At 42.0% G+C, this 21,476-nt stretch carries 20 protein-coding genes; 19 read left to right on the forward strand and 1 reads right to left on the reverse strand.

Going from position 1 to position 21,476, the window contains the following annotated elements:
- The first annotated feature begins 91 nt into the window (after nt 1-91).
- The 7 genes from DWW33_RS08925 (at nt 92) to DWW33_RS08955 (ending at nt 9,696) form a co-directional block, all read left to right on the forward strand.
- The gene (locus tag DWW33_RS08925; RefSeq protein WP_117696583.1) at nt 92-2,176 is read left to right on the forward strand and encodes an efflux RND transporter permease subunit; all 2,085 of its coding nucleotides are present in this window, start codon (nt 92-94) and stop codon (nt 2,174-2,176) included.
- A 21-nt stretch (nt 2,177-2,197) separates the two neighbouring features.
- Complete coding sequence (locus DWW33_RS08930; protein ID WP_118639306.1) at nt 2,198-4,408, forward strand: hypothetical protein; 2,211 nt, start codon at nt 2,198-2,200, stop codon at nt 4,406-4,408.
- Nucleotides 4,409-4,441: 33 nt separating this feature from the next.
- Complete coding sequence (locus tag DWW33_RS08935) at nt 4,442-5,017, forward strand: manganese efflux pump MntP (RefSeq protein WP_118639307.1); 576 nt, start codon at nt 4,442-4,444, stop codon at nt 5,015-5,017.
- Between the two features lie 131 nt (nt 5,018-5,148).
- The gene (locus DWW33_RS08940) at nt 5,149-6,636 is read left to right on the forward strand and encodes an ASKHA domain-containing protein (RefSeq protein WP_117696591.1); all 1,488 of its coding nucleotides are present in this window, start codon (nt 5,149-5,151) and stop codon (nt 6,634-6,636) included.
- 20 nt (nt 6,637-6,656) lie between these two features.
- On the forward strand, nt 6,657-8,351 hold the full coding sequence (locus DWW33_RS08945; protein ID WP_118639308.1) for a B12-binding domain-containing radical SAM protein: 1,695 nt from the start codon (nt 6,657-6,659) through the stop codon (nt 8,349-8,351).
- Nucleotides 8,348-8,980: an endonuclease III gene (gene nth / locus DWW33_RS08950; RefSeq protein ID WP_118639309.1), complete on the forward strand. Its 633-nt coding sequence runs from the start codon at nt 8,348-8,350 to the stop codon at nt 8,978-8,980. The genes DWW33_RS08945 and nth overlap by 4 nt, the downstream gene beginning before the upstream one ends.
- Nucleotides 8,977-9,696 carry a 3'-5' exonuclease gene (locus DWW33_RS08955; RefSeq protein WP_118639310.1) on the forward strand — a complete coding sequence of 240 codons (720 nt, stop codon included), beginning with the start codon at nt 8,977-8,979 and terminating at the stop codon, nt 9,694-9,696. Before nth ends, DWW33_RS08955 begins: the two co-directional genes overlap by 4 nt.
- On the opposite strand, the gene DWW33_RS08960 is transcribed toward DWW33_RS08955, so the two are convergent.
- The gene (locus DWW33_RS08960) at nt 9,693-10,286 is read right to left on the reverse strand and encodes a hypothetical protein (RefSeq protein WP_118639311.1); all 594 of its coding nucleotides are present in this window, start codon (nt 10,284-10,286) and stop codon (nt 9,693-9,695) included. The two genes, DWW33_RS08955 and DWW33_RS08960, sit on opposite strands and share 4 nt — an antisense overlap.
- Before the next feature lie 352 nt (nt 10,287-10,638).
- Between DWW33_RS08960 and DWW33_RS08965 the strand changes: the two genes are divergently transcribed.
- The 12 genes from DWW33_RS08965 to DWW33_RS09020 all read left to right on the forward strand — a co-directional run bounded on the left by DWW33_RS08965 (nt 10,639) and on the right by DWW33_RS09020 (nt 21,467).
- Nucleotides 10,639-12,273 carry a VanW family protein gene (locus tag DWW33_RS08965; RefSeq protein ID WP_118639312.1) on the forward strand — a complete coding sequence of 545 codons (1,635 nt, stop codon included), beginning with the start codon at nt 10,639-10,641 and terminating at the stop codon, nt 12,271-12,273.
- 117 nt (nt 12,274-12,390) lie between these two features.
- Nucleotides 12,391-13,377 carry an AIR synthase family protein gene (locus tag DWW33_RS08970; RefSeq protein WP_118639313.1) on the forward strand — a complete coding sequence of 329 codons (987 nt, stop codon included), beginning with the start codon at nt 12,391-12,393 and terminating at the stop codon, nt 13,375-13,377.
- Nucleotides 13,378-13,408: 31 nt separating this feature from the next.
- Nucleotides 13,409-13,891, forward strand: a complete 483-nt coding sequence (locus DWW33_RS08975) for an Lrp/AsnC family transcriptional regulator (protein WP_118087815.1) — start codon at nt 13,409-13,411, stop codon at nt 13,889-13,891.
- Nucleotides 13,888-15,069: an aminotransferase class I/II-fold pyridoxal phosphate-dependent enzyme gene (locus tag DWW33_RS08980; RefSeq protein WP_118639314.1), complete on the forward strand. Its 1,182-nt coding sequence runs from the start codon at nt 13,888-13,890 to the stop codon at nt 15,067-15,069. The genes DWW33_RS08975 and DWW33_RS08980 overlap by 4 nt, the downstream gene beginning before the upstream one ends.
- On the forward strand, nt 15,056-15,553 hold the full coding sequence (locus tag DWW33_RS08985; RefSeq protein WP_118639315.1) for a tRNA (cytidine(34)-2'-O)-methyltransferase: 498 nt from the start codon (nt 15,056-15,058) through the stop codon (nt 15,551-15,553). The genes DWW33_RS08980 and DWW33_RS08985 overlap by 14 nt, the downstream gene beginning before the upstream one ends.
- An 11-nt stretch (nt 15,554-15,564) precedes the next feature.
- Nucleotides 15,565-16,422, forward strand: coding sequence for an energy-coupling factor transporter ATPase (locus DWW33_RS08990; RefSeq protein ID WP_117841650.1), 858 nt, complete (start codon nt 15,565-15,567; stop codon nt 16,420-16,422).
- The gene (locus DWW33_RS08995; protein WP_022242741.1) at nt 16,410-17,279 is read left to right on the forward strand and encodes an energy-coupling factor transporter ATPase; all 870 of its coding nucleotides are present in this window, start codon (nt 16,410-16,412) and stop codon (nt 17,277-17,279) included. The genes DWW33_RS08990 and DWW33_RS08995 overlap by 13 nt, the downstream gene beginning before the upstream one ends.
- A complete protein-coding gene (locus tag DWW33_RS09000; protein WP_117947109.1) occupies nt 17,273-18,127 on the forward strand; it encodes an energy-coupling factor transporter transmembrane component T family protein in 855 nt (284 codons plus the stop codon). Before DWW33_RS08995 ends, DWW33_RS09000 begins: the two co-directional genes overlap by 7 nt.
- 71 nt (nt 18,128-18,198) lie before the next feature.
- Nucleotides 18,199-18,936 (forward strand): tRNA pseudouridine(38-40) synthase TruA, encoded by a 738-nt coding sequence (truA, locus tag DWW33_RS09005; protein WP_118639406.1) that lies wholly within the window; start codon nt 18,199-18,201, stop codon nt 18,934-18,936.
- 234 nt (nt 18,937-19,170) lie between these two features.
- Nucleotides 19,171-19,599, forward strand: coding sequence for a 50S ribosomal protein L13 (gene rplM / locus DWW33_RS09010; protein WP_022242744.1), 429 nt, complete (start codon nt 19,171-19,173; stop codon nt 19,597-19,599).
- Nucleotides 19,600-19,615: 16 nt separating this feature from the next.
- Nucleotides 19,616-20,008: a 30S ribosomal protein S9 gene (rpsI, locus tag DWW33_RS09015; protein WP_022242745.1), complete on the forward strand. Its 393-nt coding sequence runs from the start codon at nt 19,616-19,618 to the stop codon at nt 20,006-20,008.
- A gap of 661 nt (nt 20,009-20,669) precedes the next feature.
- Nucleotides 20,670-21,467 (forward strand): hypothetical protein, encoded by a 798-nt coding sequence (locus DWW33_RS09020; RefSeq protein ID WP_118639316.1) that lies wholly within the window; start codon nt 20,670-20,672, stop codon nt 21,465-21,467.
- Nucleotides 21,468-21,476 lie beyond the last annotated feature (9 nt).

Here is a 21,476-nt window from a genome sequence, read left to right on the forward strand (position 1 = left end):
ACAGCCAAAAAAGATTGCATATGTTCGGATGCAGTCTTTTTTTTTATACTCTTACCTAGAAAAACATGAAAAAGAAAGAGATGGTAAAGAGATGATTAAATTTGGAAAGGGCGTCGTAAAGCACAGAGTCCTGATACTTATTATCAGTTTTGCTTTACTGATTCCAGCAGCATTTGGTTACTTTAACACAAGGGTTAACTATGATATCCTTTCCTATCTGCCAGATGAATTAGAGTCCATGAAAGGACAGGATATTCTGGTAGATGAGTTCGGTACAGGAGCATTTTCCCTATGTGTCATTGAAGGTATGGAAGATAAAGATATCTCCACCCTTCGGGAACAGATTGCAGATGTAGACCATGTTAAATCTGTTATATGGTATGATTCACTGGCAGACTTATCCGTACCAATGGACGTATTGCCGGATGAAATTTATGACATATTCAACAATGATGAATCGGACAGCACGCTGATGGCGGTTTTGTTTGATACTTCCATGTCAGCAGATGAGACAATGGATGCCATTGAAGAGATTCGTGGAATCACAACAAAACAGTGTTACTTAAGTGGTATGTCAGCAGTTGTAACAGACATTAAGGATCTGACCAACAAAGAGGTTCCGTTTTATGTATTGATTGCAGTATTGTTATCTGTTCTGGTACTTTCCCTGACAATGGATTCCGCAATCATTCCGTTGTTCTTCTTATTAAGTATCGGAATGGCAATCGTATATAATCTGGGAAGTAACGTAATAAAAGGAGAAATTTCCTATGTAACGCAGGCATTGGCGGCAGTCTTACAGCTTGGTGTTACCATGGACTACTCCATTTTCCTGTGGCACAGTTATCAGGAGAATCAGGAACGATTCCCGGGAGATAAGAATCGTGCCATGGCACATGCAATTTCAAATACCATTACTTCTGTAGTCGGAAGTTCCATTACTACAGTAGCCGGATTTATTGCATTATGCTTCATGAGCTTTACCCTGGGACTTGACCTTGGTGTGGTAATGGCTAAGGGTGTTATCTTTGGTGTAATTGCCTGCGTAACCATCCTTCCATCCCTGATTCTGGTATTTGATAAGGCAATTGAGAAAACCAAACACCGTGTTATTCTGCCGGACCTTGGAAATATTGCAAACTGGATTACCAGCCATTATTACATATTCATTATTTTATTCCTGGTAATCTTAGGACCTGCAATCTGGGGTTATAACAATACGAACGTATATTATGATCTGGCTGGTACATTGCCGGATTCACTGGAAAGTATTGCAGCAAATAACAAGCTGGAAGAAAATTTTGATATGGGTGCTACCCACATTGTTTTAGTAGACAGCAGCTTAGAGCCAAAGACCATATCGAAGATGATTGATGAAATCGATGATGTGGATGGTGTAAAGGCAACACTTGGTCTGGATGCAATCGTCGGACCGGCAATTCCAAGAGATGTCATCCCGGATTCTATCCGTGGCGAGCTGGAAAATGAAAATTATGAACTGCTGCTGATTACTTCCGAGTATAAAGTAGCATCAGATGAAGTAAATGCACAGTGTGATGCCATCAGCGGCATTATTAAGAACTATGATGAAAATGGCATGTTAATTGGTGAAGCACCATGTACGCAGGATCTGATTACCACGACAGACCATGACTTCAAAGTCGTAAGTGCAGTATCTATCGGAGCAATTTTCGTAATCATCGCAGTTGTATTTAAATCTATATCACTGCCGATTATCCTGGTAGCTGCAATTTACTTTGCAATCTTTATCAACATGGGTATTCCGGCATACACCGGTACACAGCTTCCGTTTATCGCATCCATCGTAATCGGAACCATTCAGCTGGGTGCAACGGTTGACTATGCAATCCTGATGACCAATAAATATAAAAAAGCAAGATATAAGGGAGCCGGGAAGAAGGAAGCAATTACAAGTGCCTTGCAGAGCTCCATCCAGTCCATTATCGTATCCGCATTAAGTTTCTTCGCAGCAACCTTTGGTGTAGGACTTTATTCTGATATCGATATGATTAGTTCCTTATGTACATTGATGGCAAGAGGTGCACTGATTAGTATGTTGGTTGTAATCTTTGTACTACCTTCATTGTTTATGATATTTGATAAAGTAATCTGCGTAACCAGTGCTGGTTTCCGCAACAAGAACAAAACGGTATAGATTAAGAAGGAGGACATAACAATGAAATTTTCAGAATTAAAGAATAAATTCAAAAATAAATATGCGATTCGTGTAATCGCAGGTGTGCTGATGGTGGCAATGCTTGGAACCAGTTATGGCGTATGGCAGGTAAATGCAGCAAAGCCATCTACCGAAAGCGTATCAGAGGAGACTACTGAGAAAGAAGCTTCTACGGAGGATACAGATGCAGAAAATGCAGACGCAGAAGAAACCAAATCGGAATTAAAAGACCAGCTGGGAAATCTTCTGAATTCCGATAAGGAAACAGAAGAAACCGGAAAAGATGAAACAGTATATATGATTGCAGATGCAGATGGTACCGTAAATAAAACCATCGTAAGTGACTGGTTAAAGAATAAAGAGAATGCAGATACTTTGGAGGACGCATCTGATTTAAAGGATATCAAGAATGTAAAAGGCGATGAGACCTTCAAACAGGATGGAGATAAAGTAACCTGGGATGCACAGGGAAATGATATCTTCTATCAGGGTACTACGGATAAAGAAGCTCCGATTACCCAGAAAATTACTTACTATCTGGATGGAAAAGAAATTGCTCCAAAGGATTTAGCCGGAAAGAGCGGAAAAGTTACCATGCGTTTTGAATTTACCAATAATGAGAAGACAACAAAGACTATCGATGGCAAATCCACAGATGTCTATGTTCCGTTCTCTGTTGTAACCGGAATGGTATTAAATGATAACTTCACGAATGTAGAAGTTACCAATGGAAAAGTAATTTCTGATGGAAAAAACAATATTGTGGTAGGAATCACAATGCCAGGTTTAAAAGAAAGCCTTGGTATTGATGATGCTGACCTTGGTGATGATGTCCAGTTCCCGGATTATGTAGAAGTAACTGCAGATGTAGAAGATTTCTCACTGGACATGACAGTATCCATGGCATCCAGCAACCTTCTTTCTGAAATGAATGTAAATGGAGATATTGACTTATCTGTATTATCCGATACAATAGATGAGATGACTGATGCATCTGACCAGTTGGTAGATGGCAGCAGCGAGTTATCCGACGGACTGAAAACATTACAGAGCAGTCTTGGAGAATTTAAAGCTGGTGTTGGAACAGCACAGTCTGGTGTGAAAGATTATACTTCTGGTGCATCTGCAGTAGCAGATGGTGCAAATACCTTAAACTCCGGCATTGCAAAGCTTGCAGAAAGTGCTCCGGCACTGACAAGTGGTGTATCTGCATTAAAGACTGGTGTGCAGCAGGCAGGAGCCGGTGCAACACAGATTAATGGTGGAGTTGCCCAGCTGGTAGATGGAATCGGAACCTTGAAATCTACTGTAAATGGCAGTCTTGCAGGAATGGATGCTTATGCATCTTCAGCAGATGCACAGGCAGCATTTACTTCCGCATTGACTGATTATACCAGTGCAGCAGTAAATTATCTTGCAGTATTACAGCAGTTACAGACCCCGGGAAGTACATTAAACGGTGCCTATTCACAGGTAGTAGCAGCAACCGGTGGCGGATTACAGGCGGTTAATGCAGATGCTAATATTTATGTGCTGGATGATACAACCAATGCAACACTTTTAGCAGTAACTACCCAGGCAGGCAGTGCGGTTGATTTCAATAGCTTAAGCACAGCTTATGCAGCCCAGTTACAGAATATTTCAGCAGTTGCAACCAAGCTTGGAACTACAGGTGGTGCACAGGCACTGGCTCAGGTACAGGCAGGACTTGCACAGTTTGATGATACACAGCTTGCAACCTTAAAGACTGGAGCAGCATCCTTAGATGCAGGCCTGAATGGTGACGATGGAATTGTAGCAGGTGTTAATACATTAGACAGCTCTGTAAATGGCGCACTTTCACAGGGAATTACAGATTTGACCAATGGTGCAAAACAGCTGGCAGACGGAGCAAATACCTTAGTTGCAAATAATGACAAACTGAATGCAGGAATGACTTCTTTAAAGAGTGCAACAGACCTTCTGATAAATGGTGTAGACCAGTTAGAGGATGGCTCTGAGACACTGGCAGATGGAATGGCACAGTTTGATGAGCAGGCAATTGAGAAACTTGCAGATGCTTACAACGGAGATTTGAAAGAACTCTTGGATAAAGTAGATGCAGTACTGGATGCCGGAAATGAATATAACACATTTACCAGGACAGCAGATGGTGTCAAAGGAAATGTAAAATTTATTTGGGAAACTGCTTCCATTAAGGCAGAGGATTAAGTATAATAATTTTAAGAGAAAGGAGGACGGAAGATGAACTGGATAGAAACATTAATAATTGTATGCGGACTTTCCATGGATGTATTTGCTTCAGTAGAATGTCAGGGAGCAATGTTAGCTAGGATTCGTACCAAACAGCTTGTGCTGGTGACATTACTGGTATCCGTATGGCAGGTAATTGTTTTATATCTTGGAAATCTTGGAGCCGACCTCCTGTGTAAATATGATATTAAAGAATCACAGGTTATATTAGGTGAAGTGATCTCAGTGGCAGTATTCCTGTGTCTGGGAATCCGGCTTTTGATTAAAGCCTGGAAGAATGACCGGATTGATGAACGCCGGGAAGAGAACCTTGGCGTACATAAATTCGTACGGATTTGTGCTGTAACATCATTTTATACATTCCTGACCGGTGCAGCATTTGGCTTTCTGGGAACAAGCCTACTGTCATTAATACTGGTTGGAATCATACTTACTGTTGTCTGTGTAGTCGGTGGTGCTTATGTTGGATATCATTTCGGCTATGAACAGAAGACAAAGGTATATCTGATTGGAGGAATTCTTCTTCTGGTTGGCGGAGTAGATGTAATAATAAGGTTTATATTATAAATATAAGGGCGTGAAAATACCGCCGGCAGCTGCGTTGGGAGCACAGCTGCCGGCGGTATTTGTATTTTCCCCTTGTTAAGTAGCAAGGGCGGGGGGTATAATAGCCACAAGGAAAGGAGGCAGTGACCACAATGCTGAAACTTCGAATTGGACAACTACATCAGGACATTATTATGCAGCCGGGAGAAAGCATCGCACAGGCACTGCTTCGGAAAGATTATAAGGTTCCTATGGCATGTGGTGGAAACGGCACCTGTGGGAAATGTAAAGTAGAGATAGACGGTGCATGGGTGAATTCCTGTAAACGCTATCCGAAACCGGAAGAAGATATTATAATTTCCGCCTTTGGCTGGGAAGAAGGAAGAGAAGAATTAACCCAGATTGCAGGAGTAGAAAAAATAAATATAACAGAAGACAGGGCACGGGAAGCAAAACGACAAACGAGGAAAGCATTTCTTGCAGTGGATATTGGAACGACTACCATAGCAGCGGCGCTGGTAGATAAGGAGACGGGAGCGGTGCTTGCTACAGCAGGCTGCGGCAACAGCCAGCGTATATTTGGACAGGATGTATTAAGCAGAATTAAGGCATCTGTAGCTGGAGCGGGTGAAAAATTAAAGACATTAATCCGGCAGGATATTTTTAGCCTGTCAGAAGAGATACAGAAGAAACAGAAAGATATTGTAATGGAGCATATTTATATCGCAGGAAATACCACTATGGAACATCTTTATATGGGAGATTCCTGTGAGGGACTTGGTAAGGCGCCGTTTACTCCGGTCAGTCTCGCAGAACGAAAGGACAGTCTTTCGGATATGCCGGTGACGTTACTGCCTGGAATTTCAGCATTTGTTGGTGCAGATATTGCAGCTGGCATGCTGGCGTGCGGAATGGATGGAGAAGAAAAGCCATCCCTGCTTTTGGATTTGGGAACGAATGGAGAAATGGTGCTGGCATTAGAGGATAAGATGATTGCCACCTCGGCACCGGCAGGACCGGCGTTAGAAGGTGGCAATATTTCATGCGGTGTTGCCAGTGTGACCGGAGCAATCAGCAAGGTGCGTGTCATTGGAGAGCGGGCAATTATCGGAACGATTGGAAACGCACCGGCAACGGGAATCTGTGGAACCGGCGTGTTAGAGCTGGTGGCAGGACTTTATGAAAATCATATCATAGATGCATCCGGTCAGATGAAGGAAAAATACAGGGAAGAAGGGTTTCCGCTGGCACGGATGAAGGATGGAAGACAGATTACTTTTACCCAGCAGGATATCAGAGAGGTGCAGCTTGCCAAAGCGGCAATTCACAGCGGAATCGAATTACTGTTAGAGCAGGCAGGCATTTCCATGGGAGAGATAAAAAAAGTATATTTGGCAGGAGGCTTTGGGGTATATCTGGATGTGCATATAGCAGCAGGCATTGGACTGCTTCCGGCGGAATTAGAGAAGTGTACAAAAGCAGTCGGAAATACATCTCTGCAGGGCTGTATCGCCTATGGAAGTTCGGAAGAAAACAGGAGCCGCACGGAAGAAATGATAAGAAAATGTGAATCAATCAATCTTGCAGAACAGGCGGACTTTGAGGAACGATATGTTGCCAATATGAATTTCCCAGAATAGAAATAAAAGAGGAAGAAATCATGAAGAAAATATTACTCACGGCAGTAAATGCAAAGTATATTCATTCGAATCTTGCGGTTTACAGCCTGCGGGCATATGCCAGAGAATTAAAAGAAAATATAGTACTGGCAGAATACACCATTAATAACCGGACAGAATATATTTTAAGGGAGATTTATCTGAAAAAGCCGGATGTAATCTGCTTTTCCTGCTATATCTGGAACATTTCCATTATTTTAGAAGTGGCAGAGGAATTTCATAAACTTTGTCCCAAGGTTCCAATCTGGGTAGGAGGCCCGGAGGTTTCCTATGAAGTGGAGGCGTTCTTAAAAGAGCATCCGTTTATTACCGGTGTCATAATCGGCGAAGGGGAGAAAACTTTCTCGGAGCTTTGCAGGTATTATGTGAAGGAAGAAGGCAGTTTGGAGGAGATGAAGGGCATAGCCCTTTTTGATGAAGCTGGAAATGTGCAGATTCATGTGCCACAGGAAATTCTTGATATGAATACGATTCCCTTCTGCTATGATTTGTCGGAGGATTTTTCCCACCGGATTATCTATTATGAATCCAGCAGGGGCTGTCCGTTCCGTTGCAGCTATTGCCTGTCCTCGGTAGAGAAGATACTTCGGTTCCGGGATGTGGAAATCGTAAAAAGAGAGTTACAGTTTTTCTTAGACCAGAAGGTAAAACAGGTTAAATTTGTTGACCGTACTTTTAATTGTGACAAAAAGCATGCCATGGCAATCTGGCAGTATATTTTAGAACATGATAATGGAATCACGAATTTTCATTTTGAAATTGCAGCGGATTTGCTGACGGATGAGGAAGCAGACTTAATTGCAAAGATGCGTCCGGGCCTGATACAGTTGGAAATCGGGGTACAGTCCACCCATGATGAAACAATCCGGGAAATCCACCGCCATATGGATTTAAAAGATGTGCACCAGATGATGAAAAAAGTCCAGAAGGCAGGAAACATTCATCAGCACCTGGATTTAATCGCAGGACTGCCTTTTGAAGATTATGAAACATTTACCCATTCCTTTGATGATATTTATGAATGGAAACCGGAGCAGCTGCAGCTTGGTTTCTTAAAGGTTTTAAAAGGCTCTTATATGTATGAACATGCAGAAGAGTATGAGGCAGTATACCGGGCAAAACCACCTTATGAGGTGCTTCGGACGAAGTGGCTTTCCTATGAAGATATCTGTAACATAAAGCTGGCAGAAGAAATGCTTGAGGTATATTATAACAGCACACAGTTTCCGGTGAGCATCCGGCTGCTAGAGACGATACACGAAAGTGCTTATCATATGTTTGAAAATCTGGGACATTTCTATGAGGAACATGGCTACCTTGCCATGAGCCATACCAGAATGCGGCGAAGCGAGATTCTCTTAGAATATGTAGAAAGCCTTGGGGTGGCTGACATGGAAGTGTTCTATCAGGCGGCAACTTATGATATTTACAGCAGGGAAAATGCCAAGAGCCGTCCGAAATGGGCAAAGGATTATGCGCAGTGGAAAGATGTGACAAGAGCATATTGCCCGAAGGGAAGCCTTGCGCATATCGAATGCTTTGACTATAGCTTCGAAGAAGATACATTTGGCAGAAAATGCGGACCATACTATCTGAAATTTGATTATGAAAACAGAAATCCGCTGACAAATCAGGCGGAAGTTACGAAAATTCAGTGGGAGGGAGAGACAAAGTGACAAAAAGAACGGTAGAAATATTAAAAAGATTAGATGAAACCTATGGTACTGAATACATCTGTTATCTGAATCATGAGACACCTTGGCAGCTTCTGATAGCAGTAATCTTAAGTGCGCAGTGTACCGATGCCAGGGTAAATATTGTGACAGAAACATTGTTTAAAAAATATGACACCTTAGAGAAATTTGCCAATGCAGATCTGGCGGAATTAGAGGAGGACATCCGTTCCACCGGATTTTATCACAATAAGGCGAAGAATATCATATCCTGTGCGAGGACGCTGGTTCGGGAATATCATGGAGAAGTTCCGTCTACATTGGAAGAACTTACTTCCCTTGCAGGAGTTGGACGAAAGACTGCAAATGTCATCCGGGGAAATATTTACCATGACCCAAGTATCGTAGTAGATACCCATGTAAAACGTATTTCCAAACGCCTTGGATTTACAAAAGAGGATGATCCGGTAAAAGTAGAATATGATCTGATGAAAGTATTACCGAAGGATCACTGGATTTTATATAACATCCAGATTATAACATTCGGAAGAAATATCTGTTTTGCAAGAGGACCAAAGTGCAGCGAATGTTTCTTACAGGATTTGTGTAAAGCAGAGGATAAGCGGAAATGATACCACAGGATTATACAGTAATTGACCTTGAAATGACGGGACTTCATCCGAAAAATGATGCCATCCTTGAGGTGGGAGCGGCAAAAATAAGAAATAGCGAAGTGACGGATACCATGGACATTTTTGTGAATCCCGGCAGGAAAATTACGCAGGAAATAATAGAACTTACCGGAATTACCGATGAGATGGTAAAGGAAGGATTAAGTCCGGCAGCAGCATTTCATAAGACAGCAGAATTTATCGGAGATGATATTCTGGTGGGACACAATATCATATTTGACTACAGCTTCTTAAAGCAGCAGGCAGTCAATGAGAAAGTGCCGTTTGAAAAAAAAGCAGTAGATACGTTGAAAGCAGCACGCAAATGTATGCTGCGTCCGGAAAAAAAGTCTTTGGAATGTCTCTGCGATTACCTTGATATTGAGCGGGAGCGGGAGCACCGGGCAATCTATGATGCACTGGCAACCCATGAACTTTATCAGTATTTACAAAAGACATATGGAGAAACAAATCCGGAAGTATTTGAACCGAAAGATTTGATATATAAAACAAAACGCCAGACTCCTGCAACGAAAATTCAAAAAATTCACTTGAAGGAACTGGCGGATTATCATAAAATAGAACTTGACATTGTCTGGGAACAACTGACCAGAAGCGAAGCATCGCGTCTTATGGATAAGTTGATTTCACAGTATGGAAGATGCCCGAAAGATTAGGAAAGTTTTTCTTTGATACGTTTTCTGGAGCCTTCCGGCAGTGCGGCAAGCTTCTGATATACTTCGGTCAGTGAACTGCAGTCGTTTGTTTCTTTTAAAAGAGGAACTAACAACGTATAATTATCTGTAATATCGCTGCCGCAGCGGATGCCAAAGAGCAGAATATCGATGGCGGCTTTTGCTTCAGACTGGTCACAGAGCAGTTTGCCAAGTTTTGCAATGGTACAGATTAAAGTATTATAATTTTCATCAAACTCGGTCAGAGCTGCAAGGCTGGCAGCACCGTAAGCTAATTTTAAATCGGTATTGGTTTTGCCATTCAGATTAACGATTTTTTTAGCAGACAGCTGACGAAGTGTTTCATAAAGGGTGAGGACATCTTCAGATGCCTGTGCCGGGGGAGTCAGCAGTTCTTCCGGAATAGTAATATAAGGAAGGTTGTCAAGACTGCGGCGGCGGGTGGCGTTGGCTTTATTTTCACGGGCCCAGAACTGCTCGGTAATTTCCTGTTCCTGTTTGGTAATCTGACGCTTTCTGGAGTTTAGAAAAACAACAAAAATGATAAAGCATATGAGTATGATAGGAAACATAGTTTGCTCCTTTCGAAAGTATAGTAGTATAAAAATAAATATGAGGTGAATGAAATGATTAATTTTAAAAATTCAAAAGGGAAAAAATATTTCGCAGGATTTATCGCAATTATTCTCGTTGCAGCAATGGTATTATCCCTTTGCATCACTATTTTTTCCTAGAATTTTTTATGCATTCATCATGTCATAATATACAGAAATCGCGTATTTCTGTCAAATATATTAGTAGTTATGACGCTTGAAAATGCAAAGTTATATGATAAAATGAGTGTTAGCAAAACTTTCACAGTGTAATCTGGTGAATAAAAAGCTTTAAAATGTCTTGAGGGTTTAAGAGATTGAGAGGAAGAATATGAAAAAAATAAAATTAGTGCTTCCGATTCTGGGACTGGTACTCGCAGTAACAGCGGGTGTATCAGCAACCGCAATTGTGAAAGCGGATGAAAATGCAGAAGTGATTCCACAGAACGTATATATCGGGGATGTGTCTGTAGGCGGAATGAGTGAATCAGATGCAGAGGCAGCTGTAGAAGCAGCAGTATCTGCTTATGAGGATGCAACCTTTGAACTGTCTGCTGCAGAAAACAGCGTAAAGGCAAGCCCTTCTGATCTGGGACTGAGCTGGAGCAATAAGGATATTGTAAAAGAAGCAATGAATTATACCCGTACGGGAAATCTCCTGGAGCGTTACAAAGCGAAGAAAGATCTGGAAAAGGAAAATAAAGTATTTGATATTATATATACCGTAGATACAGATACCGCAAAAAGTTTTCTGGAAAATCATGCCAAAGAGCTGAATCAGGAAGCGGTCAACAATGGCCTTACACGTGAGGATGGTGAATTTAAAATCATCGACGGACAGGAAGGTATCGAAGTAGATGAGGATGCTTCTGTAGAAAGTTTACAGAAATATTTTACCGAAGAATGGAAGGGCGGAGACGCAGCCATCAGTCTGGTAGCAAATGTGGTAGAGCCGGAAGGAACTGCAGAAGAACTTTCCAAGGTAAAGGATTTACTGGGCTCTTTCTCTACCGACTTCAGTGATTCTTCTGCCGGTCGTGTGGCAAATGTAAAAAATGCAGTAAGTAAAATCGATGGAACCGTACTTTACCCGGGAGAGGAATTTTCTGTGTATGAAGCTATTGCACCACTGGACGCTTCCGGTGGATATGAACTGGCAGGTGCATATGAGAATGGTACAACCGTAGAATCTTATGGTGGTGGGGTATGTCAGGTTTCCACAACGCTTTATAATGCAGTTATCCGTGCAGAACTGGATATTACCGAGCGTTATGCACATTCCATGCTGGTAACATATGTACAGCCATCTATGGATGCAGCGATTGCCAGCAATTTAAAGGATTTGAAATTCAAGAATAATCAGGAGGCTCCGATTTATATTGAAGGATACTGCAGCGGCGGTATTGTATATTTCAACGTATTTGGTCAGGAGACAAGACCGGCTGACCGTCAGGTAAGCTTTGTCAGTGAAACGGTCAGTGAAGAAGAGCCGACTATTCAGGTGCAGACTACCGAAGACCCGATTGGAACTGTAACCGTTCAGAAAGCACACATCGGTAAATCGGCAAAACTCTGGAAGATTGTTACCGTAGATGGCGTAGAAGAAAGCAGAGAGGTATTTAATACCAGTAAATATAAAGCAACACCTAGAATTATTTCTGTTGGTATGGGCTCTGATAATGAAGAGGCAATTGGAGCAATGAATGCAGCGATTGCAACGCAGGATGAAGCAGTTATCCGTTCTGCAGCAGCAACCTGGTGCTCAGATGCGGTAGCAGCAAGAGCGGCAGAAGCTGCAGCACAGCAGCAGCAACAGGCGGCTTCCGGTGGAGTAGAGCCACCGGCTGATGCACCTGCCGCACCAACAACACCGACGACACCGACTACACCAACAACACCAACAACACCAACAACACCGACGACACCGGATACAGGAACCGGAGATGGAGCTGCAACCACCCAGTAAAACGGTGAAAGATGATGCAGGCATGCGATTTTTATCGCCATCCGCGTAAATAAGAAGCAAGAAAGGCTGCCTCGGCTATGAGACAGCCTTATGCTGTAAAAATGGGAAGAAGAATCTATGAAGATAGGAAAAGTGCCGGAAAGCGTATTAAAACGCTCCGTAATCAGACAATTGCATACGAAGAGAAAGGAAGTTGTGTTAGGTGCAGGCGTGGGAGAAGACTGTGCTGCCCTTACCCTTGCCCCGGATGAGATGTTTGTAATGTCTACGGATCCGATTACAGGAACAATCCATGAAATCGGAAAGCTGGCAATTCTCATTACTACTAATGACCTGGCAAGTGCCGGAGCAGAACCAATTGGAGTTATGTTAACCATATTGCTGCCGGAGCACACGGAAGAAAGCCTTTTGAAACAACTGATGCAGGAGCTGGAAGAGGCTGCCGCGGCGGTGTCCGTTCAGATTATGGGCGGACATACCGAGATTACCAGGGTGGTAAATCAGCCACTGGTTACTGTATGCGGTGTAGGGAAGGTAAAGAAGAACGGACTCATTTCTACCGGAGGAGCAAAACCGGGCATGGACATCATTGCCACTAAGTGGATTGGCTTAGAGGGAACAGCTATTATTGCCCATGAAAAGGAAGAAGAACTCTGTACTCATTTTTCTAGGCATTTTGTAGAACAGGCACAGGCACTTGACCGGTATTTATCTGTAATGCCGGAGGCCGCCACCGCCGTGAAGTCTGGCGTGGGAGCAATGCATGATGTAACAGAGGGCGGTATATTCGGAGCACTCTGGGAGATGGCAGAAGCATCCGGCGTCGGACTGGAAATCGACTTAAAGAAGATTCCGCTTCGGCAGGAGACAGTAGAAGTCTGTGAGTTTTTCCATATCAATCCCTATGAACTGATCTCCAGCGGCTGTATGCTGATGGCAGCAGCTGATGGAAATGAGCTGATCAGAAGATTAAAGGAAAATGGTATTGAAGCAACGGTAATCGGAAAAGCAACTGCGGGAAATGACCGCGTGCTTATGAATGAGGACGAACACAGATTTTTAGAACCACCGAAGACGGATGAATTATATAAAGTAATTCAGTAGTAAATCAGAAATCAATTGGAGGAATTGAAGCATGAGAGAGAAGATTTTAACCTTTATAGAGAAGAACAGCAGAATCGATTTAAAAGAGCTGGCTGTTGTATTGGGCGTAGAAGAAGCAGTCGTTATGAATGAATTAGAAGCAATGGAGAAAGAAAATATCATCTGTGGCTATCATACCTTGATTAACTGGGATAAAGCCGGCGTAGAAAAAGTATCCGCATTAATTGAAGTACGGGTTACTCCGCAGCGTGGTATGGGATTTGATAAAGTAGCAGAGCGTATTTATAATTATCCGGAAGTAAATTCTGTATATCTGATTTCAGGAAGCTTTGACCTTTTGGTGACCATCGAGGGAAAGAGCCTGCGTGAAGTATCCCAGTTCGTATCTGAGAAGCTTTCTGCACTGGATTCTGTATTAAGCACACAGACCAACTTTATCTTAAAGAAATACAAAGACCACGGAACCATTATGGCAGCAAAATCAAAAGATGAAAGGATACAGATGATACCATGAGAAATCCATTATCAAAAACAATCGTAACGATACAGCCATCTGGAATCCGGAAATTTTTTGATATTGTAAATGAGATGGAAGATGCTATTTCCTTAGGAGTAGGCGAGCCGGATTTTGATACTCCATGGCATATCCGGGATGAGGGAATTTATTCCTTAGAGAAGGGACGTACCTTCTATACTTCCAATGCCGGATTAAAAGAATTAAAAATAGAAATTGCAAAATACTTATTCCGTAATTATGACTTGCAGTATGATTATCAGCATGAAATCGTAGTAACCGTGGGCGGAAGCGAGGCAATTGATATTGCCATGCGTGCCATGCTTGACCCGGGCGATGAAGTATTAATCCCGATGCCAAGTTATGTATCATATCTGCCATGTGCCGTGCTTGCCAATGGTGTGCCGGTGCCGATTAATCTTAAGGCAGAAAACGATTTCCGTCTGACTGCAGAAGAATTAGAAGCGGCAATTACACCAAAGACCAAGCTTCTTGTTATGCCTTTCCCGAATAATCCGACCGGAGCAATTATGGAGAAAAAAGATTTAGAAGCAGTGGCAGAGGTAGTAAAGAAGCATGACCTCTTTGTCATCAGTGACGAGATTTATTCTGCACTGACTTATACCGAGAAGCATATTTCTATTGCATCCCTTCCGGGCATGAAGGAGCGTACCATTGTTATCAATGGATTTTCCAAATCCCATGCGATGACCGGATGGCGTCTGGGCTATGCCTGCGGACCGAGAATCATCTTAGACCAGATGTTAAAGATTCATCAGTATGCAATTATGTGTGCACCGACTACCTCACAGTATGCAGCAGTGGATGCACTCCGAGCAGGGGATGAAGATGTCCAGAGAATGCGGGAAGAATATAATGGCAGAAGAAGATATCTGATGCACCGTTTTGAAGAAATGGGCCTGGAGTGTTTTGAACCATATGGAGCCTTTTACTGTTTTCCATGTATCAAAGAATTTGGAATGACTTCTGAAGAATTTGCCACCAATCTCTTAAAGACAGAGAAGGTAGCGGTTGTTCCGGGAACTGCATTTGGTGACTGCGGAGAAGGATTTATCCGTATTTCCTATGCTTATTCCCTGGATAATCTGAAAGAGGCATTAGACCGTATGGAGCATTACATAACAGGATTGCGAGGCGGGAACAATGGCGAAGCTTAATATCGTACTTTATGAGCCGGAGATTCCTTATAATACCGGAAATATCGGAAGAACCTGTGTAGCAACCGGAACCAGACTGCATCTGATTGAGCCGCTGGGCTTCCATCTGACAGAGAAAGCAATCAAGCGGGCAGGAATGGATTACTGGGACCAGCTGGATGTGACAAGATATGTCAATTATGAGGACTTCTTAGAGAAGAATCCGGGTGCAAAGATTTATATGGCAACCACCAAGGGGCGCCATGTTTATACGGAAGTAAATTATGAGCCGGACTGTTATATTATGTTTGGAAAAGAAAGTGCGGGTATACCGGAAGAGATTCTGGTGCAGCATCCGGATGAGTGTATCCGGATTCCGATGATCGGAGATACCCGTTCCTTGAATTTATCCAATTCAGCAGCAATTGTATTATATGAAGCACTGCGCCAGAACAATTTTGACCATATGCGTCTGGCGGGTGAACTGCATAGATTACACTGGTAGAAAGGTAAATTATGGGCATCATCAAAGCAAAAGATTTGGTACATGAATATATTAGACGTGATGAGGAAGGCAATGTGGAGTCTATACAGACTGCACTTGATAAAGTAAGCCTGGATGTGAAAAAAGGCGATTTTATTGCAGTGCTGGGACATAATGGCTCCGGAAAATCAACACTTGCCAAACATATCAATGCAATTCTGGAGCCGACCGAAGGAAGTCTCTGGGTAGATGGATTTGATACCACAGAAGAGAAGAACATCTGGGATATCAGACAGCGTGCCGGAATGGTATTCCAGAATCCGGACAACCAGATTATTGCAAGCGTGGTTGAAGAGGATGTCGGATTTGGTCCGGAAAATATAGGTGTGCCGACAGATGAAATCTGGCAGCGCGTGGAAGAAAGTTTAAAAGCGGTTGGCATGTTAAAATACAGAGAGCATTCCCCAAATAAATTATCTGGCGGACAGAAGCAGCGTGTGGCAATTGCCGGAGTTATGGCAATGCAGCCGGAGTGTATTGTTCTGGACGAGCCGACAGCTATGTTAGACCCGGTTGGAAGAAAAGAAGTATTAGAGGCTGTCCATGAACTGAACCGGAAAAAAGGTGTGACCATCATTCTGATTACACATTATATGGAAGAAGTAGTTGATGCTGACCATGTTTATGTTATGGATGCAGGAAAAGTTGTGATGCAGGGAACACCGCGCAGCATCTTTTCCCAGGTGGAACGGTTGAAGGAATATCGTCTGGATGTACCGCAGATTACGCTTTTGGCATATGAACTTAAGAAAGCGGGACTGGATATACCGGATGGAATCCTGACCAGAGAAGAACTGACGGAGGCGTTGAAAAAGCTATGTCAATCCTAATAAATGAATTAAATTATGTTTACAGCTCAGGCACTGCCTATGAGATACATGCCTTAAAGGATGTTAATCTGAAAATAGAAGATGGAGAATTTATCGGTATCATCGGACATACCGGTTCCGGTAAATCCACCCTAATTCAACACTTGAACGGACTGGTAAAAGCTACCAGCGGCGGCATTTATTATAATGGACAGGATATTTACGAAGAGGACTTTGATATGAAAGCCCTGCGTAGTAAAGTGGGACTTGTCTTTCAGTATCCGGAGCATCAGCTTTTTGAAACTACTATTTTTGATGATGTATCCTTTGGACCAAAGAACCAGGGACTGACCAAGGAAGAGGCAGGACTTCGGGCATTTGAAGCACTGCGGAGTGTAGGACTTCCGGAAGAATTATATTATCAGTCACCCTTTGATTTATCCGGTGGACAGAAACGCCGGGTGGCAATCGCAGGAGTGCTTGCCATGCGCCCGGAAGTACTGATTTTAGATGAACCGACAGCAGGACTTGATCCGAAGGGTCGTGATGAAATCTTAGATTTGCTTGCAGCAATGCATAAAGAACGTGGAATTACCATCATTCTTGTTTCACACAGCATGGAAGATGTGGCTAAATATGTGGGAAGAATTATTGTAATGAATCAGGGACAGGTGATGTTTGATGATGTTCCAAAGAAAGTATTCCGCCACTATAAAGAACTGGAAGCAATCGGACTTGCGGCACCACAGGTAACTTATCTGATGCATGAATTGAAGGAAGAAGGCTTCCCGGTAAGCACAGATGCAACTACAGTAGACGAGGCACGGGATGAAATCCTGCGTGTAATAACAAAGAGACAGGATGGAACAGTATGTTAAGAGATATTACATTAGGACAATATTATCCGGCAGATTCCGTTATTCATAAGCTGGATCCGAGGGTGAAATTATTTGGAACACTGATTTATATTATTTCCCTGTTTGTATTTAAGGGACTTCCGGCATTTATACTGGCAGCAATCTTTCTGGTAGTATTAATTAAGCTGTCAAAGGTGCCATTTTCCTATATGGTTAAAGGATTGAAAACCATTGTACTGATTATGTTATTTGCAGCGGTATTTAATTTGTTTTTGACACCGGGAACAAAGCTGGTTTCCTTCTGGATTTTTACCATTACTTATGAGGGATTGAAAAATGCTGTTGTCATGATGGTTCGTCTGATTTTCTTAATTATCGGAACCTCGCTGATGACACTTACCACAACACCAAACGAGTTGACAGATGGTCTGGAAAAAGCGTTATCTCCATTAAAATATATAAAAGTACCGGTGCATGAAATTGCAATGATGATGTCAATTGCACTTCGATTTATCCCGATTCTGATTGAAGAAACGGATAAAATCATGAAAGCACAGATGGCAAGAGGAGCAGATTTTGAACATGGAAATCTGATTCAGAAAGCCAAAAACATGGTTCCACTTCTGGTGCCGCTATTTGTATCTGCATTCCGCCGTGCCAATGATCTGGCAATGGCAATGGAAGCCCGCTGTTATCGTGGTGGGGAAGGCAGAACCAAGATGAAACCGCTTCATTACCAGAAACGTGACCGCATGGCTTATCTGACTTTACTGGTCTATCTTGCGGCAGTCATCGGACTTCGCATCCTCTGGATTAACGTATTGTCTGGTATGGCAGCCGGTATACTTCCGGGAGCATTTCCATTATGAGTACAGAGATAAATCCGGTTGTGAACATAGAAGAGGTAGAAGAGCAGAAAACTCCATCTGCCCCAAACCGACTGAAACGGGTGAAGCTAATTGTAGCCTATGACGGTACGAATTATCACGGCTGGCAGGTGCAGCCCAACGGAGAGACAATAGAAGGCGTGCTAAACCGCACTTTAAGCAGTCTCTTAGGGGAAAAGATTGTTGTGACCGGAGCATCCCGGACGGATGCAGGTGTACATTCTATGGGGAATGTTGCAGTATTTGATACAAAAAGCCGCATTCCGGCAGAAAAGATTTCTTATGCCCTGAATCAGCGGCTTCCAGAAGACATCGTAGTGCAGAAATCAGAGGAAGTACCAGCTGATTTTCATCCGAGACACTGTGACAGCCGGAAAACCTATGAATACCGGATTTTAAACCGGGAGTTTCCGCTTCCGATGTATCGGAATAACACATATTTCTGTTACCGCAAGCTGGATTTAGAGAAGATGCAGCAGGCGGCAGAATATTTAAGGGGAGAACATGATTTTAAAAGCTTCTGTGCTACAGCGGCAGTGGTTGAAACAACGGTTCGTACCATTTATGAGCTGACGGTAAGCAGGCAGGAGGATATCATTACAATCCGTGTTACTGGAAATGGATTCCTTTATAATATGGTCCGGATTATTGCAGGAACCCTGCTTCAGGCAGGCATGGGAATGATAGAGCCGGAAGAGATAAATACAATTCTTGCGGCAAAGGAAAGAAGTGCTGCAGGACCAACGGCACCGGCACAGGGATTAACGATGATTGGAATCGAATATTTATGATAATAAGATAGATGGTATATGGCGAATGTTGTGGAAAATATTTGTATAGAATTTACTTGACACACGAGGGGTCGTGTACTATAATATCTAAGTCTGACATAGTACAAGAATGTCAATCCAAAGCCCCGGAGCGACATTTCAACTATAGAAACAATAGTGTGGAACGCAAAGCGGACTGCGTCCGGACATTACGCAGAATGTATATGTTCCTTATAATTTCAAGGAGGTAAACCAATGAAAACTTTTATGGCTAGTCCAGCAACCATTGAGAGAAAATGGTATGTAGTAGACGCTGATGGAAAGACATTAGGACGTTTAGCATCAGAAGTTGCTAAAGTATTAAGAGGAAAGAATAAACCAACATTTACACCACATATCGATACAGGTGATTATGTAATCGTTGTAAATGCAGAGAAGATTAAAGTAACAGGTAAGAAATTAGACCAGAAGATTTATTACCATCATTCCGATTATGTAGGCGGTATGAAAGAGACTACATTAAAGGAAATGTTAGCAAAGCATCCAGAAAGAGTTATTGAGTTCGCTGTTAAGGGAATGCTTCCAAAGGGACCTTTAGGAAGAGAAATGTATACTAAATTATTTGTATACGCAGGACCAGACCACAAGCATGAAGCTCAGAAACCAGAAGCTTTAACATTTTAATAGGAGGTAAAAAACATTGGCTAATACAAAGTATTACGGAACAGGAAGAAGAAAATCCTCTGTTGCCAGAGTATATTTAGTACCAGGAACAGGTAAGATTACAGTAAATAAAAGAGATATCGATGAATATTTCGGATTAGAGACTTTGAAAGTTATCGTTCGTCAGCCATTAACAGTTACTGAGACAGCCGACAAGTTCGACGTATTGGTAAACGTAAAAGGTGGCGGATATACAGGACAGGCTGGAGCAATCCGTCATGGTATTGCAAGAGCATTACTTACCGTTGATGCAGATTACAGACCAGTTCTGAAATCTAACGGATTCTTAACAAGAGACCCACGTATGAAAGAAAGAAAGAAATACGGTCTCAAAGCTGCACGTCGTGCTCCACAGTTCAGCAAACGTTAGTCGTTTCCGAATTATATTCAAAACATTCAAACAATATTCCCGGAAGCTTTGGGCTTCCGGGATTTTTATCTAAGTACCAGGTCGGGTACACATTTTCCAATATATAGAAACAGTCTTATAAATAGCATTATTTTAACAGAAATTAAGATTATATAATTTCAGATTACCGTTACAATTTAATGATAAGCATTATCATAATCATAATTATAATCAGAATATGATTACATTTACAAGCTGCTACTGGCGACTATTGCAGCACAAAATGAGAGATTCGAGAAAAGTGCTGTAGAAAAGAAGGCATAGTTACAGCACAGGATGAGAGATTCAGGGAAAGAGCTGTAGAGGAGAAGACATAGTTACAGCACAGGATGAGAGATTCAGGGAAAAAGCTGTAGAGGAGAAGATATAGTTACAGCCGAAAATGAGAGATTCGAGAAAAAAGCTGTAGAGGAGAAGATATAGTTACAGCGCAGAATGAGAAATTCAGGGAAAAAGCTGTAGAAAAGGGTGAAAAGTTACAGCTGAATTTGGGAGAGCCGGAGAAAAAGCTGTAGAAGGGGTGATTTAGTTACAGCTGAAAATGAGAGGGGAGAAAAAACAACTGTAATAGAATGGAAAAGTAGAGTTATTTATTGCAATTAATAAGAAGTGGAGGAAATGCATGAAGGGGTTAAGAAAATTATTGATAGAGGAATACTTGAGATTGGAGAAGATTGCTGGAAAGCTGAGAAAAGAATTGGCAGATATGCCAGAGGGAACGCTCAGGGTATCAAAATCTCATAATTATACTCAGTTTTATCATGTGAAAAAAGAGAATGATATGAAATGCCAAAAATTTCTTCAAAAATCCGAGATGGATTTAGTGAGAAAATTAGCTCAAAAATCATATGATGAAAAAGTATTGAGAATAGCAGAAAAACGGCTGCAACAAATGAAATCGCTGGTTGGGACATATCATGATAATGAAATTGAAGAAGTATATAAGAAGGAGCATCCTGCCCGAAAAGCACTCGTGATTCCGGTGGAACCAACAGAGGAGCAATTGGAAATGGAATGGTATAGGAGAGAATACAAGGGAAAAGAATTTCAGGAGGGAGTGCCGGTTATTATTACGGAAAAAGGGGAACGTGTGAGATCAAAAACAGAAAAAATGCTGGCAGACTTCTTTTATAGAAAAGAAATCTTATATAGATATGAAAAACCATTATATTTAAAAGGATATGGGATTGTTTATCCGGATTTTACATTCTTTTCCAGAAAAAAGCGAAAGGAAATTTATTGGGAACATGAGGGCATGATGGATAACCCTGAATATGCAAGAGCAGCAATAAGAAAAATTGAATCTTATGAAAAGAACGGAATATATCCGGGTGAAAATCTGATACTTACATTTGAAACTCAGCAGAATGTGCTGGATTTTAAAATTATAGAAGAGATGATAGACAGATATTTACAATAGATATATAAA

It is taken from the genome of Roseburia sp. AF15-21 (assembly GCF_003479505.1).
Taxonomy (GTDB): Bacteria; Bacillota; Clostridia; order Lachnospirales; family Lachnospiraceae; genus Roseburia_C; species Roseburia_C amylophila.

What these genes read in the sequence shown, in the direction of transcription:
- DWW33_RS08945 (WP_118639308.1), top strand. Translation starts at nt 6,657, where the DNA reads ATGAAGAAAATATTACTCACGGCAGTAAATGCAAAGTATATTCATTCG.
- DWW33_RS08985 (WP_118639315.1), top strand. Translation starts at nt 15,056, where the DNA reads ATGGCGAAGCTTAATATCGTACTTTATGAGCCGGAGATTCCTTATAAT.
- DWW33_RS09020 (WP_118639316.1), top strand. Translation starts at nt 20,670, where the DNA reads ATGAAGGGGTTAAGAAAATTATTGATAGAGGAATACTTGAGATTGGAG.
- DWW33_RS08940 (WP_117696591.1), top strand. Translation starts at nt 5,149, where the DNA reads ATGCTGAAACTTCGAATTGGACAACTACATCAGGACATTATTATGCAG.
- DWW33_RS09000 (WP_117947109.1), top strand. Translation starts at nt 17,273, where the DNA reads ATGTTAAGAGATATTACATTAGGACAATATTATCCGGCAGATTCCGTT.
- DWW33_RS08980 (WP_118639314.1), top strand. Translation starts at nt 13,888, where the DNA reads ATGAGAAATCCATTATCAAAAACAATCGTAACGATACAGCCATCTGGA.
- DWW33_RS08925 (WP_117696583.1), top strand. Translation starts at nt 92, where the DNA reads ATGATTAAATTTGGAAAGGGCGTCGTAAAGCACAGAGTCCTGATACTT.
- DWW33_RS08975 (WP_118087815.1), top strand. Translation starts at nt 13,409, where the DNA reads ATGAGAGAGAAGATTTTAACCTTTATAGAGAAGAACAGCAGAATCGAT.
- rplM (WP_022242744.1), top strand. Translation starts at nt 19,171, where the DNA reads ATGAAAACTTTTATGGCTAGTCCAGCAACCATTGAGAGAAAATGGTAT.
- DWW33_RS08995 (WP_022242741.1), top strand. Translation starts at nt 16,410, where the DNA reads ATGTCAATCCTAATAAATGAATTAAATTATGTTTACAGCTCAGGCACT.
- DWW33_RS08955 (WP_118639310.1), top strand. Translation starts at nt 8,977, where the DNA reads ATGATACCACAGGATTATACAGTAATTGACCTTGAAATGACGGGACTT.
- DWW33_RS08990 (WP_117841650.1), top strand. Translation starts at nt 15,565, where the DNA reads ATGGGCATCATCAAAGCAAAAGATTTGGTACATGAATATATTAGACGT.
- DWW33_RS08960 (WP_118639311.1), bottom strand. Translation starts at nt 10,286, where the DNA reads ATGTTTCCTATCATACTCATATGCTTTATCATTTTTGTTGTTTTTCTA.
- DWW33_RS08935 (WP_118639307.1), top strand. Translation starts at nt 4,442, where the DNA reads ATGAACTGGATAGAAACATTAATAATTGTATGCGGACTTTCCATGGAT.
- DWW33_RS08970 (WP_118639313.1), top strand. Translation starts at nt 12,391, where the DNA reads ATGAAGATAGGAAAAGTGCCGGAAAGCGTATTAAAACGCTCCGTAATC.
- DWW33_RS08930 (WP_118639306.1), top strand. Translation starts at nt 2,198, where the DNA reads ATGAAATTTTCAGAATTAAAGAATAAATTCAAAAATAAATATGCGATT.
- DWW33_RS08965 (WP_118639312.1), top strand. Translation starts at nt 10,639, where the DNA reads ATGAAAAAAATAAAATTAGTGCTTCCGATTCTGGGACTGGTACTCGCA.